This is a genomic window from Streptomyces sp. NPDC056373 (assembly GCF_042262425.1).
In the GTDB taxonomy this organism is placed as follows: Bacteria; Actinomycetota; Actinomycetes; order Streptomycetales; family Streptomycetaceae; genus Streptomyces.
This window is the reverse complement of the sequence record NZ_JBHJPX010000026.1, coordinates 1-16,971: the sequence shown is the minus strand read 5'-3', so window position 1 is coordinate 16,971 and position 16,971 is coordinate 1. Positions and strand designations below refer to the sequence as shown.

The following is a 16,971-nucleotide window of genomic DNA, read 5'->3' as shown; positions in this document are numbered from 1 at the left end:
ACAGGCCCGGACGGCGACTCGGGTTCCTCCCTCAGCGCAGTTGCTCAGCCAGGCCGACGATAATGCCCTCCGGGCCGCGGACGTAGCAGAGCAGATAGATGTCCTCGAACCGGGCGATCTCGCCGAGGAGTTCGGCGCCGTGCGGGCGCAGGCGGGCAACGGTGTCCTCGATGTCGTCGACGGCGAACATCACGCGGTGCGTGCCCAGAACGTTGTGCGGCCGGTTGCGCGGACCGGTGCTGATCACCGCGGGGCTGTGGTACTTGGCCAGCTCGATCCGGCTGTGACCGTCCGGGGTCCGGACCATCGCGATGTCACAGCGGACGCCGTCGAGGCCGGTGCACCGGTCGGCGAAGAGGCCCTCGACCTCACCCCTGCCCTCGAGCTCCATACCGAGTTCCACGAAGAACGCGATGGCGGCGTCCATGTCCTCGACGACGATCCCGACGTTGTCCATCCGCTGAATCGCCACGGTGGCCTCTCCTTCTTCCTCGTGCGGCCGGTGGTGGCCGCTGTTGTCCCTGGGGCGGAGCCGGCGGCCAGCTCTCGATCTGCGAGCCCATGATGACCGTGCGGTCGCGGGGGAGGCCGAAGTGCTCGGCGGCATCCGCCGTGATGTAGGAGGTGGCGATGAACTGCGGCCGCGCTGCCAGGTCGTCATGATCGTGAAGGCGGTGAGGCCGATCAGCAGCGGCAGCCACGCGCCGTGCACGAGCCTGGTCATGTCGGCCGCCACGAACAGCAGGTCCACGAAGAGGAGGACGGCCGCGGCGGTGTCCAGTGCCCCAACTCGTGCAGGGAATGTAGGTCCCACGTCTGCTCCCCCTCACCTGGTCGACGGTTCGGTGAGTGCCGAACTGTCCGGACGGTAGCGTGCCGGGTCCCGCGCCGGAGGTACCCGCGCGGGTGACGCCGGAGGCGCCCGATGCCAGAGACAGACCTGAAGCAGCAGCTCGCCGAGCGGTTCCGCGAAGTCAACGGAGACCATCCGATGACCGCTGCCGATGACGCCTACGTCAGCGCGCAGTTCGTCGTCCTGGAGGACCTGTGCGCAGCCCGTGGCCTGGATGCCGATGCGGTCCGCCGGCTGATGCTGGGGCAGCGTCTGCCGCTTCCGGGATATCTGCGCTCCGACGGCGCGGAGATGGTGCCGGCCGACCTGTTCGCTCTCGTCGACGAAGCCGGCGGAGCAGAGCAGCTCGAAGCGTGGTTCACCGCTCACTGGGCCGACCCGGTCACCGGGAAGGCGGAGTGGAACGCGTATCTCAGTGGACAGTACGTGTGCCTGCACTCGGTGACCCCGGCTGCCGTGCAGCGCAAGGATCACCTGACGACCGCGATCGGTGCCGCAGCGAACGAGCCGCATGCGAGCTCAGCGCAGTGGTTGGAGAGGCTGCACGCACTGGTCGACGAACTCGACACGCTGGAACCGGCGTTCACGGCTTACGACCGTCTTCGGTTCGGCGGACCCACGTCCCGGGACACCTGCATCGACGCCATACGCGCCCGCTTCCCGAGGCCGTGATCTCCACGGCGGATCGACCGCTCTTCCGCCCGCCGCTCTCGGCGGGGCCGGCACCGAGCCGGGTCGCACCTTCCCGCCGGCCACGCCAAGCCGATCCTGCTCACCATTTCACCAAGAACCTCACCACCGACCTGCGCGCCCGCCTGGCGATGTGCCCCTCCTGGAGGCGGTGCGGCGTGCAACGGATCACCGGTGGCTGCGGTTCATGGCGTTCACGGACTGGTTCCACCATGACACCTCGGACGTGGCTTTCGCCGTGCTCGATCCCACCCGGCCCCGGGTCGGGTGCTGGCGGCGACCGATACCGATACCGATGCCGACCGCGACGTTTTCGGGTAGCGGGAAGCCGTCCCCGGCGCCTTGGTGGAGGTCGTCCCATCGGCCCCACTGTCACCCTGTGCGACGGATGCGGATGGGGCCGCGGGCCTCGGTCTCCGTGACGGGCCGGCCGGACCGGGTCACCTCGGCCTTGCCGGCCGCCACCAGGCTCCAGGCCGCTCGGCGGGCCGGTTCCATCAGAGCTCGCCAGCCTTCGTCGTCACCTTCGTAGGCCTCGCGCGCGGCGTCGGACGGACAGATCGAAGCGGTGGCCGGCCGTCGTTCCAGCAGGTTCACGATGACCTGCTCCAGCCGCTGAGTGAGCTCCCGATCCGTCTCCGCCACGCAATCCAGTGTGGCACCGTTCGCAGTCGGACGCCCGCCTCCCCGTGGAGCAGCCCGTGCTTCGGCCACGAGCTCGTGCGGGGCTTTCCGGGCTCGGAGCGTCGTGTGATGTCGAAGGGGTCGGAACAGCAGTGACGGACAAGCGAGTTGTCGTCGTGACCGGTGGGGGTTCGGGCATCGGGGAGGCCACCGCCCGGCTGTTGCGGGAAGGAGGTCACCATGTGGTCGTCTCGGGTCGGCGGAGCGAGCCGTTGATACGTCTCGAAGGAGAGATCGGGGTCCTTGCGCACCCCTCCGACGTGAAAGACCCCGAGGCCGCCGACAGTCTCGTCCAGGCGGCTCTGTCCGCGTACGGACGACTCGACGGACTCGTGCTCAACGCGGGCATCGGGCGCGGTGGGGCCGTGGGTGACCTGTCGCTGGAGGACTGGGACGAGGTGATGCGCACCAACGTCACCGGTCCGCTGCTGCTCCTGCGTGCGGCGATCCCGCACCTGCTGGAGGCGAGAGGGGCGGTGGTCGCCGTCGCTTCGGTGTCCGCCCTGCGCAACGGTACGAGCGACGCCCCGTACGCCACGTCCAAGGCGGCCCTGCTCCAGCTCTGCCGTTCCGTCGCCGTCGACTACGGGCGCCGAGGAGTTCGGGCCAACGTCGTGTGTCCGAGCTGGGTGAGGAGCGAGATGGCCGACCGCCGCATGGCGCGCTTCGCCGCGGAGGCGGATCTGCGGGGTGAGGGCGTGGACGGTGCCTACGAGGAGGTGACCGGGCTGCTTCCACTGGGGCGTCCGGGTGAGCCGCGTGAGGTCGCGGAGACGATCAGCTGGCTGCTGTCCCCGGCGGCTTCCTACGTGAACGGTGCCGTGCTCACCGTCGACGGCGGGGCCACGGCCGTGGACCCCGGGACGCTGGCGTTCGACTTCCGTGTCACGCCCCGCCACGACGAGGTGCCCGGCCCTCCCCGGTGAGGTGCCCGGCCCCGTCACTGTCGTGCCGCCTGCCCTTGCCCGCCCCGGATCGGAACCCCGCGTCGCAGGGCCGGTCCAGGGGGGCGGGCGGGGACCCGTCGGCGACTTCGGCCGGTCGGGCCCGGCCCGGCCTCCGGCGAGTGCGGCGGCGAGGAGATGGCCCGCCCCCGCCCGCCGGTCCAGGTCGCGCGGGGCGGTCCACGGCCGGACGACCGGCTCACGGTGCCTGCGGGCTGGTCTCCGCCAGGACCTCCGCCTCATGCGTGCGGCGGGTGCCCGCGGTGAACTCGCTCGTGTACCTCTCCTCGTCCATCGTGGCGCGCAGCCGGGCCGCGATGCGCTCCACGTCCCCCCGCTCCGCCGGGGGGTGCGGGGCGCCGGCCCGTTCGCGGGTCGCGGCCGCCGTGCCGAGGAGGCGGGTCGCCCGTTGCGTCTCGCCGGACAGGGAGTACGCGCCTGCCAGGCCCTCGAGGGCCAGGGCGACCGAGCGGGGGTCCTTGGTCGTCGCGGCGGCGGCGAGGCCGTCCCGGTGACACGCCAGGGCGCGGTCGGCGTCGCCGCGCTGCTCGGCGATGAAACCCAGTTCGGCCAGGACCAGCGCGAGACCGGGGCCGTCGCCGCGGCGGCGGTTCCAGGCGAGCCAGGGCCGCAGCCACTCCTCGGCCGCATCCAGCCGGCCCTGGCGGCGTGCGCTCAGCGCGAGGCCCAGCGCGGCGAACTGCTCGGCAGGCTGGTTGCCCTGCCCGATCGCGAGCCTGAGCGCGCGTGTGTGCAGGTCGTCCGCCTCGTCGTAGCGCTGGGTGAGCAGGGCGATCCGGCCGAGACCCGACAGCTTCGTGGACATCTCGGGCCAGGTCTCCAGGGCCTGGGCGATGCGCAGGCTCTCCCGGTGCAGCCGGCCGGCGAGGTCGTAGTCGCCGTTGATCTCGGCGAGCCTGCCGAGCACGTCGGTCGTCTTCAGCCGGCCCCACAGGTCGCCCAGTTCCGCGAACTGGGCGCGGGCCTCCTCGGCGTTGCCGCGCAGCGACTCCAGGTCCCCGCGGGCCAGGGCGAAGCACGCGCGCGTGGTCAGCGCGGCGGCGGTGCCCCACGCGTCACGCAGGGTGCGGAAGCGGACCAGGACCCGCTCGACCCGCTGCTCACCCTTGACCAGCGCACCCACCGTCCACTGCGCGTGCGCCAGGAACCACTGCGCCCTGGTCGACTCCGGGGTCGAATCCGGCGGGCACTCCTCCAGGGTGTCGCACTCCCGGTCGTGCTCGCCGAGCAGCAGCCGGATGCCCGTGTACCAGGACTCCGCCTCCACCCGCTCCTCGGGCGCGGCCTCGCCCGGCGTGTCCAGGGCCGTCGCCAGCGCCCTTCGGGCCTCGCCCAGCCGTCCGCGGACGTACCAGTACCAGGTCAGCGAATTGACCAGGCGCAGCGCCTCCTGCGCGGCCCCGGACCGGTCGGCCTCGGCCAGCGCGCGCTGCACGTTCGCCGCCTCCAGGTCCAGGTACTGGAACCAGCGGGACTGCTCCCGCTCGTGCAGATGCGGCCTGGCCCGCTCGGCGAGGCGGACGCAGTGGCGCAGGTGCCGGGCCGCGGTCTCGGCGTGCTCACCGGACTCGGCGAGCTTGTCACGCGCGTAGACCGCGACCGACTCCAGCAGCCGGTAGCGCGGGCCCTGCGGCCCCTCGGTGCGGACGGCCAGGGAGCGTTCCACGAGCAGGCTCAGCGTGTCGAGGACGTCTGCGGGGGACACGCCGCCGCCGGAGCACACGTCCTCGGCGGCCCCCAGCCCGCACCCCTCGCCGAACACCGACAGCCTGCGCAGCACGGTCCGTTCCCGGTCGTCGAGCAGACCCCAGCTCCAGTCGAGGGTGGCCTGCAGCGTCCGGTGGCGCGAGGGGGCGTCCCGGTAACCGCTGTTGAGCACCTTGAAGCGGTCGTCGAGCCGGTCGTGCAACTCCCCGATGCCCAGCGACCGCACGCGAGTGGCGGCCAGTTCCAGGGCGAGCGGGATGCCGTCCAGGCGCCGGCACACATCCGCGACGAGCGGAGCGGTGGTGGCGTCCAGCACGAAGTCCGGGTCCGTCGCCCTGGTCCTGTCCACGAACAGCCGCACGGCCCCCGCGCTCGTCAGGGCGTCGGGATCCGGGTCGTTCTCCGGGGGCAGCGACAGCGGCGCCACCGGATACACCGTCTCGTCACGGGTGCGCAGGGGCTCCTGGCTGGTCGTCAGGATGTGCAGGTGCGGGGCCCGGCTCAGCAGCAGGCCGGTCAGATGGGCGACGGCGTCCACGACGTGTTCGCAGTTGTCCAGCACGAGCAGCAGCCGCCGCCCGGCCAGCGCGTTCGCCAGCCGGTCGACCGGGCCCCTGGCGTCGTCGTCGGAGGTGTTCTCCCGGATGCCCAGCGTCGCCATCACCTGTTCGGCCAGCGCCTCCGCTCCGGCGAACCGCTCCAGGCCCCCGGCGTCCGCGAGCTCCACCAGCCAGGTGCCCTCGCCGAACGCGCCCTCCAGACTCTCCGCCGTGGCCTGGGCGAGACGCGTCTTGCCGACCCCTCCCGGGCCGGTGAGCGTCACCAGGCGGCGCTGTAAGAGCAGGGCCCGGATCGCCGGGACGTCCTGCTCGCGGCCCACCAGGGGCGAGGCCGAACCCGCCGGCGCAGGGCCCGACTGCACGACCGCGGTGGACGGCGCGAGCCGTTCCGGCCGGGCCAGAACCGGGTCGTGGCGCAGGATGGCCTGCTGAAGCGCCTCCAGGGACGGCCCCGGTGTCAGCCCCAGCTCCTCGTCGAGCCGGCGCCGCAGGTCGTTGAAGCAGTCGAGCGCTTCGGAGGAGCGCCCCGCCTGGTACAGCGCCCACATCAGCGCGCCCCGCAGGCCCTCGCGCAGCGGATGGTGCTCCACCAGCTCCCTCAGCTCGCCCACCAGCAGGCTGTGCTCACCCAACTCCAGCCTTACCCCGGCGTGTTCCTCCACCGCCGTCAGGCGCTCCTCCTCCAGGCTCGCCGCCGTGAGCCGCACGGACGGCTGGTCCGCGAACTCGGCGAACGCGGGACCCCGCCACAGCGCCAGCGCCTCGGTGTACAGCGCCGCCCGGGTCACCGGGTCCGCGCCCGACCTGGCCCGGGCGACCAGTTCACGGAACCGTCCGGCATCCAGCGCACCGGCCGGGATGTCCAGGACGTATCCGGGCGGCCGGTGCGCGATCAGTTCACGGCCCCCCGTCTCCGCGTCCTCCAGCGCGCGCCGCAACTGCGAGACTTTGGCCTGGAGCGACGCCGTCGGCCGGGCCGTGAACGTCGAGCCGCCCCACAGGTCCTCGATCAGCCGCGCCGCCGGGACGACCTGCCCGTGGTGGGCGAGCAGATCGGCGAGGAGCATGCGCACCTTGACTTCGGGTACCCGCACGAGACGACTCTCGTCCGTGCGCACCTCCAGCGGCCCCAGCACCCCGAATTCCATGATCTCAGCGTAACCGGCCCACGACCTGCGCGACGTGCGACGAAAAGGGCTCGGCCACCTCCCCGAAGTGCTCCCCCGCAGCGATTCCGAAGTCGTCCGAAGCGAATCCGAAGGGGCATATGCCAGGGTTCCCCGAGGAATGCGGTTGGGCGCTGGTGCGGAAGGCGGGGGCAGGTGGCCGAGAATGAACGACTGCGGCTGGCGATCATCATCGGCAGCATCAGGAAAGGCCGGTTCGGGCACGTCGCGGCGGAATGGCTGGCCTCGCGGGCCCGGTTGCGCCCCGACTTCGACGTGGACGTCATAGACCTCGCCACGGCCTGGCTGCCCGACGTGATGTCCGCCGACCCGACCGCGCCCCGGCCGCAGGCCGTCAAGGACCTGGCGCCCTGGCTGCGGGCGGCCGACGCGTTCGTGGTGGTCACCCCCGAGCACAACCAGACCTTCCCGGCGTCCCTGAAGAACGCCATCGACTGGTACGACACGGAATGGCACGCCAAGCCCGTCGGGTTCCTCTCCTACGGCGGACCCTCCAGCGGGTTGTGCGCGGTGGCCGCCCTGCGCCAGGTCTTCGGCGACGTCCACGCCGTCCCGGTGCACGAGACCGTGAGCTTCCACAACTACTGGGAGCGTCTCGGGCCCGACGGCACCCTGACCGCCTCCGACGACTGGGACGTGTCGGCCCGGCTGATGTTCGACCGCCTCAGCTGGTGGGCCGGTGTGCTGCACCGGGCCCGGGCGGAGCGCGGCTACCACGTACCGCAGTTGAACAGACAGGAGCGCAACGCGCCATGGACGGCCAGTGGTTCCGACGTTTCGGCGATGCCGAGCCCGACGCTCTCAGGCTGATCTGCTTCCCGCACGCCGGAGGTGCGGCCAGCGCGTACGTGCCGCTGTCCCGGCTGCTGCGGCCGCACGTCGAGGTGCGGGCCGTGCAGTATCCCGGCCGCCAGGACCGCCGGATGGAGACACCGGTGGCGGACATCGGGGAACTGGCCGCGGCCGTGGCCCAGAAACTCCAGGACGAGGAAACGGCGGCGCCCTACGCGTTCTTCGGCCACAGCATGGGCGCGCTGATCGCCTACGAGAGCGCCCGGATCCTCGAGGAACGCGGGGCCCGGCCACCCCGCCGGCTCTTCCTGTCGGCCCGGGGAGCACCGGGGCCGCGGCGCAGTCCGCACGACGCGCTCCCCGACGACGAGGCGATCCTGGCCGCCGTACGCCGGCTCGGGGGAACCGGCGTGGCCCTGCTCGACGACCCCGAGCTGGTGGCAATGGTGCTGCCGGCCCTGCGGGCCGACTACGCGGCCCTCGCCGCGTACTCCTGGACACCCCGGGAGCCGCTGCACATGCCGGTCACGGTGCTGTGCGGCGACGCCGACCCCGTCGTCCCCGTCGAGGAGGCGGCCGGCTGGCGGGCGTTCACCCGTGCCGAGACCGAGGTGCGGGTCTTTCCCGGCGGTCACTTCTATGTGGACCAGCAGCTCGACGACGTGGCCGAGGTGGTATTGCGCGGCGTCCGCTCGGCGAGCGCCGCTCGGGCGGGCAACGACGCCTGCCATGACTGATCACGGGTGTTCGACGTACGGGGGTAGGCGTGGAATTCAAGGTTCTCGGACCGCTCGACGTGGTGAGCGGCGGGCGCAGTCTGCCGCTGGGCGGCGTCAAGCAGAGAGCGGTCCTCGGACTGCTCCTCCTCCACGCCAACCAGGTGGTCGCCACCAGCCAGCTCCTCGACGCCCTGTGGCCCGAGGACACGAGGCCGGTCACGGCGCGCAAGATGGTGCAGAACGCCGTATGGGGGCTGCGGGCCCTGCTGGAGAGCGGTGACGGCGACGGGCACGAGCCGCCCCGGCTGCTCACCCGGGCACCCGGGTACGTCCTGCGCCTCGATCCCGAACGGCTCGACGCGACCCGCTTCGAGCGCGCCGTCGCCGCGGGCCGGGCACGCCTGGACGCGGGCGAGGCGGCCGAGGCGGCCGACCTGCTGGGTGACGCCCTGGCGGAATGGCGCGGAGCGGCCCTGTCGGATCTGGCCGAGCAGGGCGTGGAGTGGGGTGAGCTGACGGCGCTGCGGCAACTGCGCCTGGACGCCATGGAGGACCGCTTCGAGGCGGAGCTCGCGTGCGGCCGGCACCATGCCGTGCTGGGTGAACTCACCTCGCTGGCCGAGGCCGAACCCCTGCGGGAGCGGCTGTGCGGGCAGCTGATGCTCGCCCTGTACCGGTGCGGCCGGCAGGCGGAGGCGCTGAGCGTGTTCAGCAGGGTGCGGCTGGCCCTGGTGGAGGAGTACGGCCTGGAACCGTCCGCCGCCCTGCAGACCCTGCAGCACCGCATCCTGCGCCACGACCAGGCGCTGGCCTGCCCCACGGAGGCCGGCCCGGGGCCGGCCGCCCCCGAGACGGGCACCGCGCGACGGCACCCGGCAGACGACACGGGTGCCGCGCCGGCGCCCGCCCGGGTCACCGCGGACACCGGGGCCCCCGGGACGGCCGGGCCAGGCGCCGTGGTTCCCGGCCTTGACGGGCCGGAGGCCGGGGTGACCGAACCCGTGCGCGCGGCCGCCCTCCTGGCCGTCGGCGCCGCCGAGGGTGGAGAACACCCCGGCGCGGCGCCCGCGCAGGGTGCCGCCGATGGGGGAGACGGTTCCGGCACGACGTCCGCGTACGGTGCCGCCGACGGGGGAGACCGCTCCGGTGTGGCATCCGCGTACGGTGCCGCCGACGGGGGAGACCGCCCCGGTGTGAGGTCCGCGTACGGCGCCGCGCACAGTGTCGAACGGCCGGGCGCGGCTGCGGGCTTCGGCTTCGCCGAAGGAGGCGCGGTCGCCGAGCGGCGGGACGTGTGCGTGCTCGTGGTGTGCACCGAGTCCGCCGGGGACGCGGCGGCCATGGGGAGCGAGCAGCTGGACACCTCCCTGCACGACGCGGTCACCGTGCTCACCGAGAGCGTCGAGGACCGCTCCGGGACGATCGTCGGTTCCATGGGCGGGCTGTGCGCCGCGCTGTTCGGGCTGCGGTCCGAACGCCCCGAGGCGTCGCTGAACGCGGTGCGCGCGGCCTTCACCGCCCGGGAACGACTGGCCTTACAGGCGGGCATGGTGATGCGTGCCGTGGTGATCTCCGGCAAGGCGATCGTGCGGCACGACCCGCACGACCCGAGCGCCGCCGTCTCGGTGGTGGGCACCCTGCTCGACAGGGCGCACGGGCTGCTCTCCGGCGTCCCTCAGGGCGAGTTGTACGTGAGCGACGACGTGGCCGGCGACACCGGCGGGTGGGTGAGCTACGACGAGACACCCCGCCCCGCAGACGGCACCCCCGGCATCCGCAGGGCCCGCGCCCTGCACGAGGACGAGCCCGCCGGGCCCGGCACCGGCATCCGGCCACGGCCCGAACTCGCCCTGCTGGAGAACCTGCTGGAGTACTCGCGCCACCACGGTGTGCCCTCCATGCTGACCGTGCTCGGCGATCACGGGGCCGGCAAGACCCGTCTGCTCGCCCAGTTCGAGGACCGCGTCGCGGGCGCCGTCGACGGTGTGCGGGTCGTACGGCCGCGCCTCGCGAGGGGTGGCCAGGACGCCGCCGCGGTCGCTGCCGCGCTGATGGAGGCGTGGGGGCCACGTCATGTGGCGCGTCTCGAGCCGCAGGACCAGCGGATCAGAACCGCGGTCGGCGCCGGCGCCGACTCCGACGTGGACGCGGCCCGGCTGCTGCGCGTGCCGGGCCAGGCACCGGCAGCCCATGCCGTCCCGGCCGGGCGCGGGGCGGACCTGCTCGCCGCCTGGGGCGAGGTGATCGAGCACGAGGCACGTCACCGCCCCGTGGTGCTCTGCCTGGACGACCTGCACCTCGCCGACGACACGGTGCTGGACTGGGCGGAGAGGCTGGGCGGCGCGGGCACGGGGGCCCTGCTGGTCGTCGCGTGCGGCCGTTCCGAACTGCTGCACCGCCGGCCCATCTGGGGCAGTGCCTGCGCGCACGCCAGCAGGCTGACACTGTCCCGCCTGCGCGAGCCGTCCGCCGCCGCTCCGCAGCCGCGGCGCACGCTGCCCTTCCCGGACTGCCGCCCGCGACGGCAGGAGGAGCGGGCGAGACCGGCGGGCCGGATCCACGCGGGCTTCCGGGGCAAGCCGGCCGATCCGCTCGAGGTACGCCCCGGCCGCCGAGCCGTCTGAGAACCGGGACCGGCCGGAGTGGCGCCGTCCGGGTGGTGGGGTGTGGGTTCCCGTCGGGGCGCGCGCTCTCGGGCACCGGGGTGCGGCGCCCGGGCCCTCGGCGCGCGGGCCTTGCCGCTTCCGGGCCCTCGGCGCGCGGACCTCGGCGTCCCCGGTGTCGCCGACCTCACCGTCCCCGGCGGTCAGGTGCATCGCCGGGCTCGCCGTTCTGCTGGGATGACCGGGGCGAGGAGTCGCGAATGGGTGGCGTGTGGACGGGACTTGGTGTGCTGTCCACATGGACATCGCAGCTCCCCAGACCCGCCGCCCGGCGCACGCGTCACCCCGGCCCGGACGGGCATCCGGCCCCGGCGAGATGGACACCCCGCTGGCCGTCTTCGTCGGGGCCCGGTTCGCCGCGGCCCTGCACGAAGGACTGAGCCGGGCCGGCCGGCCCCGGGACGCCGAACCCGGGCGACCGCAGGACTCCGAGCCCCTCGCCCGCCCGCCCGGGCACACCGTGGCGCGGCGGGACGCCCTGCTCGCCGAGCACGCGGAGGAGATACTCGCCCGCTTCGGCGCGGCACTGAGGGCCGTGCCGGGCGTCACCGCGCCGCACCGGGCCCGGATGACCGCCTGGGCGCGGCGGGTCCTCGGTGAGGCCGGGGCCGCCGTGCCGGCGCGCGCCGGCACGACGGCCTCCTGGGCGGCTCTGGCGGGGTCCCTGCTGATCGAATCGGCCGCGGAGGTCCTGCCCGACGGGTCCGCGGACGGCACGCGGGCGCTGGGCGCCCTCGCCCGTGCCATACGTCTCACCGGCACGGGCGGGACACGCTCAGGCGACCTCGGACTCCCGGACCGGCGGAAACAACGACTCCAGTAGCCGGTCCAGGGCGTCCCCCGTCTCCGTGCTGAGGCTGAGGGTCACCGTGCGCGGGTACGCGGTGGCCCAGCCCGGACGCCGGTCCGGCAGCCGCGAGTCCGCGCCGACGACGGTGAGCAGCGGCACGCCCGCGTGGGTCTGCGTCAGTCGCTCCACCATGTCCAGCAGCGTGTCGTCGGCGTGCTGGAGGTCGTCCCAGATCAGCACCAGGGGCTGCTCCCGCGCCGCTCCCGCCAGGAACGTCCCCCAGGCCCGGAGCATCTCGCCCGGCATCTCCCGCTCGTGCGCCGACCGCCGCGGCGACAGCAGCCGCAGCAGCGGCGCGTACAGGTCCGCCGTGACGGCCGGGTCGCCGCCGAGACGGTCGAGCGTGGCCCGCAGCAGCGCCGCGGTGCGGGGCTCGGAACTTCCGGGTCCGATGCCGCAGTAGGCGGCCAGGATCTCCGCAGGCACCGACAGGGCGGAGCCGGCGTGCGGCGCGGGAACGGTGCCGGCCAGTACCCGTACCGGGCCGCCGTGACTCTCCTCGACCCGGCGCTGGAACTCCATCAGCAGCCGCGTCCGGGCCCGGCCGGACCCCTCGATGAGCGTGATCAGATGTGCCGTCGAACGCTGCAGGGTGTGCAGCACGGTGTGGTGCATCAGCTCCAGTTCGCTGGCGTGGACGGCGGCGCCCGCCGGGCCCCACGCCAGGTCCGTGACGTCGTCGTTCAGGGCGTGCAGCTCCCACGGGGCCATGGCGGACGCGCAGGCACGCCGGAACGTCGCCGCCCGGTCGACTTGACGGTGGGTCTCCTCGCAGACGTGGATCTCCCCGGCCTGGACATGAGCCAGCATCGTCCGGCAGGTGTCGACGAGAGAGCCGCCGCTCCAGGGCGGCGGTGGGTCGTCGGAGGGCCGGCGCGGCAGCAGGGCCTCCCCGGACGCCACGGCCGCGTGCACGGTGAGGCCGCGCACGGCGGCCTGCGGCGGTGCGAGAGTGCCGGTGGGGACGCTCAGGCTGTCGCGTACGGCGGCCGCTGTGCGGACGGCGCGCTCGGCACCGTCGGCCGGGTCCGTCCCCTCGGCGAACACGGAGAGCACCGTCGAACCCAGTACGGCCATCACCCGGCCGCCGTGCAGGCCGGTCTTCTCCCGGGCGAGGTGGGTCAGCGCGTCGAGCACCCGGTCCCGGTCCTCGGCCAGCAGCCGGCCCAGCTCCGCACCGAGTCCGAAGCGGAACATCACCACGCTGGCGGTACGGGACTCGCGCCGCCCGGGGGAGGAGACCTCGGCGGCCGCAGCGGCCCGGTCCCCGGTTGCGGCCGGTTCGGCGCGCACGGCCGGTTCGAGGCGTACGGGCGATTCGAGGCGCACGGGTGGTTCGTCGCGCGCGGGCGGTTCGGAGCACGCGACCCGCTTCGCGGGCGCGGTCGGCCGGTTGCGCGGGGCCTGGTGCGCAGGCGCGGTCGCCCGGTCGTGCGGGGCCCGGCCGGCGAGTGCCGACGGTCCGGTGCGCGGGGCCCGGCTCGCGGGCGCCGTCGGTTCGGCAGGTGTGCGCGGCTCGGTGTGCTCGTCCCGCGTGGACGCCGGCGCCGCTGCCTGTGGTGCGGGGGCCGCCGATGCGGGGACGACCGGCGCGGGAGCCGCCGATCCAGGGACCACCTGTGCGGGGGACGCGGCCGGTTCGGGCGGGACCGCCGTGGGCCGGGCGACGGGGGCGAGGTTCACCGGCTGCTCCCTGCCACCCACCGCGCGGGGCACCTCCAGCATCGCGTCCTGGGTGAGGATCGCCTGCTGCAGCCGGTGCAGTTCACGCCCCGGCTCCAGCCCGAGTCCCTCCACGAGGGCGGTGCGCACCCGGCCGAAGACCGCCAGTGCCTCGGCCTGCCGCCCGCACCGGTACAGGGCCACCATGAGCTGTCCCGAAGCCCGTTCCCGCAGCGGCTCGGCTGCCACCAGGCTCTCCAGCTCCGGCAGGACCAACTGGTGCCGGCCGCAGGCGAGCGCGGCCTCGAAGTGGTCCTCCATGACATCGAGCCGGCGGTTCTGCAGCGCCGACAGCTCCGGCCAGCAGATACCTTCCTCCACCAGATCGGACAGGACGGGCCCGCGCCACAGGGCCAGCGCCTCGCCCAGCGAGCGGCGGGCACGCTCCACCTCGCCCGTCGCCAGGGCCGCCCGGCCCGTCACCACCCGCTGCTCGTAGTCGAGCAGGTCGACGCGCTGCTGGGGCACCCGCAGCAGATAGCCGGGCGCGCGGGTCAGCAACTCGGGACTCTGCTCGCCGCGCGGCGGAAGCGACAGGACGCCGCGCAGCTTCCACACGGCGTTCTGCAGGATCTTGCGCGCGGTCATGGGCGCCTCGTCGTCGGCCCACAGGGCCGACAGCATCTGGCTGGTGGACACCACCTTGTTCGCCTGCAGCAGGAGATACGCCAGCACCGCTCGCTGCCGGTGCCCGCCGAGGTCCACCAGGCTGCCCGGCGGTCCCCCCACAGGCTCGACTTCCAGCGGCCCCAGTAGGCGGAACTGCATGAACTCCCCCGTCTCACTTGCTCCGGCGTGCTGTGTCACCAGGGACCGGTGTCTCGCCTGACGGCTTCTCGACGCGGTCCGCTTCCCGTACTGCTTCCGCCCGGATGGGCCGGCCCGGTCGCGGCCGGCACCCGGCCGGAGTGTGCCCCGGGAGTCCGCCGGTGGGGGGAGACGGCGGACCCGGGGTGGATCAGCGGCCCGCGGCGGTGAGTTCGTCGCCGGCCTGCTTGCGCAACAGTGTGCACACGTCGTGCAGCCCCGCGTACAGCTGTTCCAGTTCGGCGTCTGTGACAAAAATCGAGGGTTCGAAACGCAACGTGCCGACCGCGCTGGCCGTCGGGAACGTCCGCACCCGGTGCCGGCGCAGCAAATGGCCCGCCAGGAAGTAGCCGAACAGGCCGCTCTGCGCGATTCCCCGCAGTTCCGGCGAGGAGGCGTCCGACTGGTCGTGGAATTCCAGGCCCTGCATCAGCCCGTGCCCGCGTACGTCCGCCACCACGTCCGGGAATTCCGCCCGCAGCGCGTCGAGCTTCGCGTGCAGCGCCGCACCGCGCTCCTCGGCCTGCCGGTAGGCCGCGCCGCCGTCCCTCTCCAGCAGTTCGAGGACCTTCAGGGCGATGTGGCAGGAGAAGCTGTCCTTGGCGAAGGTCGAGCTGTGCACGATCTCGAAATCCCGGCGGTAGCGCTTTTCGCGCACCAGCATCACGGACGCCTTCGCGATGCCGCCCCCGAGGGTTTTGGCCAGGGTGTAGTAATCACCGCGCAGGCCGATCCGGGAGCTGGCGAGCAGGGCGCCGGTGCGGCCCATTCCGCTCTGGATCTCGTCGACGACGACGGGGCAGTCGATCCGGGCGCAGAACTCCTGGATCTCCCGGGCGAACTCGCGGGACAGCACGCGAATTCCGCCCTCCCCCTGGACGGGCTCGACGAGGAAGGCGCAGAACACGGGGAACTCGTGCTCCGTCACCGTGACCCTGCCGTTGTGCGTGCTCAGGCCGAGCAGGGTCCGGCGTTCACGCGCGTGGACCGCGTTCAGGTCCTCGGGGCTGTCGTGCGGGACGAACCGCGCCTGCGCGCCGAGGGACTTGAAGGGCAGGCGGTAGCCCTCGTTGTGGGTCAGCTGCACACTGCCGGCGAGCTTGCCGTGGAAGCCGCCCTCCAGGGCGAGGAACAGCGGCGGGGCAGCGGCGGTCTCGTCGTTGCGGCGCCTGATCGCCGCCTCCAGCAGGCGGACGGTGTCGTTGTCGTCGGCGGCGAGGGCGACTCCGAGACGAGCGGCCGCCTCCCCGTGGACGGTGGCGGACCCGTCGGCCACCGCGGCCCGCGCCCGGTCGAGTTCGGCGTCGACGGAGCCGAGCAGTTCGGACACGCGCATGCCCCGGTCCAGTTCGGCGTGCTTCACGGCGGCTTCCACCGCTTCCGCGCCACTGTTTCCGAAGATGGCGTAATAAGGCTCACCGTCGGCGAGTTCACGCGCGATGATGCGGTTCAGCTCGGCGGCCAGCCGGTTGGCGTACGGGTGGCGCGAGAACTGGGCGTGCACCGGTGTATGTTCGGCGAGCAGTTCGCGGGCGCATGCGGTGATCTCGGGGTGGTGGTGGCCGAGGAGCACCGAGCCGTAACCGCCGGCGAAGTCCACGACCGGGAATTCGGTGCCGTCGTCGTCCCGTACGTACAGGGTGTTCCCCTCGGCGCGCACGTATTCCACCGCCAGTCCCGCGGTGTCGAGTACCTGGCGCAGATAGGGCTCGGCGAGTTCGCGTTCCGCGGCCGCGGTGGAGGTCTCAGTCATGTCCTCAGGGTCCGACGGGCGGGTAAATATCCGGTCATTGAAAGGTCATCGGTGACGGTCGGTCACAGAAGGCCCACCGGTTACCCGCGCATGAAGGCACCGCGAGACGCCACGACTACGTTGATTGCGCCGGCTGCCCCTTCCGTGCGGACGGCACAGACGTGTCCCGTGACCCATCGGAGAGTGGCATGAATTCCGCGTCCGCCGAACTCGATCACGCTGCCGTGCGCTCTGGGCCCCCACCGGTACGCCCGGACCGGTTGCGCGGGGTGATGTCCCGTTTCGCCACCGGCGTCACGGTCCTCACCGTGGGCGGGGAGCACCTGCACGCCATGACGGCGAACGCCTTCAGCTCGGTCTCCCTCGACCCCCCGTCGGTGCTGTGCAGCGTCGGCCACAGCGCGGTCATGCACGGCGCGCTCACCGGGGCCGGGCGCTTCGCCGTGAACATACTCGGCGCCCACCAGGAGCCGCTCGCCCGGCACTTCGCCGACAAGAGCCGCACGCTGGGGGCCGCCCAGTTCGAGCACGTCGACTGGCGCACCGGCGAGCACACGGGCGCGCCGCTGCTCGAAGACTCCGTGGCGTGGCTGGAGTGCGAGCTGACCGAGTCGCACGCGTTCGGCGACCACACCATCTTCATCGGCACCGTGCTGGCGGCGGGCGAGGGCGGGACCGGGGACGAGCTGCTCTTCGTCAACGGCCGCTTCGGCAAGCCGGCCACCGTCTCCTGACGGTTCCGGCCGGGCCTCCGCGCGTCCGGCCTCCGAGGGCCGGGCCTCCGCGCGTCCGGCCTCCGAGGGTCGGGCCTCCGCGCGTCCGGCCTCCGAGGGTCGGGCCTCCGCGCGTCCGGCCTCCGCAGGTCCGGACGTCACGAGGCCGGACGTCACGAGGCCGGACGTCACGAGGCAGGGCTTCGCGCGTCCGGCTTCCGCAGGTCCGGCGGGCACAGCAGGGACGCGGGGGGGGGGGGGCCCCCCCCCCCGGGGGGGCGCCGCCCCCCGCGGGGGGGGGCCCGC

General features: G+C 73.5%; 12 protein-coding genes and 1 pseudogene. 7 read left to right on the top strand and 6 right to left on the bottom strand.

Annotated elements, in window-relative coordinates:
• Window positions 1-31 precede the first annotated feature (31 nt).
• Window positions 32-472 carry a VOC family protein gene (locus tag ACFCXS_RS37145; RefSeq protein ID WP_376647803.1) on the bottom strand — a complete coding sequence of 147 codons (441 nt, stop codon included), beginning with the start codon at window positions 470-472 and terminating at the stop codon, window positions 32-34.
• Window positions 473-643: 171 nt separating this feature from the next.
• Window positions 644-814: pseudogene (locus ACFCXS_RS37140) on the bottom strand (KUP/HAK/KT family potassium transporter); the annotation flags it as partial.
• Between the two features lie 111 nt (window positions 815-925).
• On the opposite strand from ACFCXS_RS37140, the gene ACFCXS_RS37135 reads away from it, so the two are divergent.
• Complete coding sequence (locus tag ACFCXS_RS37135; RefSeq protein WP_376647762.1) at window positions 926-1,525, top strand: DUF6058 family natural product biosynthesis protein; 600 nt, start codon at window positions 926-928, stop codon at window positions 1,523-1,525.
• 390 nt (window positions 1,526-1,915) lie between these two features.
• Here the strand turns inward: ACFCXS_RS37135 and ACFCXS_RS37130 are convergent, their stop codons facing one another.
• Window positions 1,916-2,188 carry a DUF3253 domain-containing protein gene (locus tag ACFCXS_RS37130; RefSeq protein WP_376647761.1) on the bottom strand — a complete coding sequence of 91 codons (273 nt, stop codon included), beginning with the start codon at window positions 2,186-2,188 and terminating at the stop codon, window positions 1,916-1,918.
• 131 nt (window positions 2,189-2,319) lie between these two features.
• On the opposite strand from ACFCXS_RS37130, the gene ACFCXS_RS37125 reads away from it, so the two are divergent.
• Window positions 2,320-3,153: an SDR family NAD(P)-dependent oxidoreductase gene (locus ACFCXS_RS37125; RefSeq protein ID WP_376647760.1), complete on the top strand. Its 834-nt coding sequence runs from the start codon at window positions 2,320-2,322 to the stop codon at window positions 3,151-3,153.
• Between the two features lie 217 nt (window positions 3,154-3,370).
• Here ACFCXS_RS37125 and ACFCXS_RS37120 read toward each other — a convergent pair whose 3' ends face one another.
• Window positions 3,371-6,607: a BTAD domain-containing putative transcriptional regulator gene (locus tag ACFCXS_RS37120; protein ID WP_376647759.1), complete on the bottom strand. Its 3,237-nt coding sequence runs from the start codon at window positions 6,605-6,607 to the stop codon at window positions 3,371-3,373.
• A gap of 174 nt (window positions 6,608-6,781) precedes the next feature.
• Between ACFCXS_RS37120 and ACFCXS_RS37115 the strand changes: the two genes are divergently transcribed.
• The 4 genes from ACFCXS_RS37115 (at window position 6,782) to ACFCXS_RS37100 (ending at window position 11,643) form a co-directional block, all read left to right on the top strand.
• Window positions 6,782-7,456, top strand: a complete 675-nt coding sequence (locus tag ACFCXS_RS37115) for an NADPH-dependent FMN reductase (protein ID WP_376647758.1) — start codon at window positions 6,782-6,784, stop codon at window positions 7,454-7,456.
• Window positions 7,399-8,175 (top strand): thioesterase II family protein, encoded by a 777-nt coding sequence (locus ACFCXS_RS37110; protein WP_376647757.1) that lies wholly within the window; start codon window positions 7,399-7,401, stop codon window positions 8,173-8,175. Before ACFCXS_RS37115 ends, ACFCXS_RS37110 begins: the two co-directional genes overlap by 58 nt.
• A 29-nt stretch (window positions 8,176-8,204) precedes the next feature.
• A complete protein-coding gene (locus tag ACFCXS_RS37105) occupies window positions 8,205-10,781 on the top strand; it encodes a BTAD domain-containing putative transcriptional regulator (RefSeq protein WP_376647756.1) in 2,577 nt (858 codons plus the stop codon).
• Window positions 10,782-11,058: 277 nt separating this feature from the next.
• A complete protein-coding gene (locus ACFCXS_RS37100) occupies window positions 11,059-11,643 on the top strand; it encodes a hypothetical protein (RefSeq protein ID WP_376647755.1) in 585 nt (194 codons plus the stop codon).
• Here the strand turns inward: ACFCXS_RS37100 and ACFCXS_RS37095 are convergent.
• Together ACFCXS_RS37095 and ACFCXS_RS37090 are read right to left on the bottom strand one after the other, a co-directional pair.
• On the bottom strand, window positions 11,596-14,160 hold the full coding sequence (locus ACFCXS_RS37095; protein ID WP_376647754.1) for a BTAD domain-containing putative transcriptional regulator: 2,565 nt from the start codon (window positions 14,158-14,160) through the stop codon (window positions 11,596-11,598). The two genes, ACFCXS_RS37100 and ACFCXS_RS37095, sit on opposite strands and share 48 nt — an antisense overlap.
• Before the next feature lie 190 nt (window positions 14,161-14,350).
• On the bottom strand, window positions 14,351-15,952 hold the full coding sequence (locus ACFCXS_RS37090) for an aspartate aminotransferase family protein (RefSeq protein ID WP_376647753.1): 1,602 nt from the start codon (window positions 15,950-15,952) through the stop codon (window positions 14,351-14,353).
• Between the two features lie 188 nt (window positions 15,953-16,140).
• Here ACFCXS_RS37090 and ACFCXS_RS37085 point away from each other — a divergent pair, with 188 nt between their 5' ends.
• On the top strand, window positions 16,141-16,686 hold the full coding sequence (locus ACFCXS_RS37085; protein ID WP_376647752.1) for a flavin reductase family protein: 546 nt from the start codon (window positions 16,141-16,143) through the stop codon (window positions 16,684-16,686).
• Window positions 16,687-16,971: the final 285 nt, after the last annotated feature.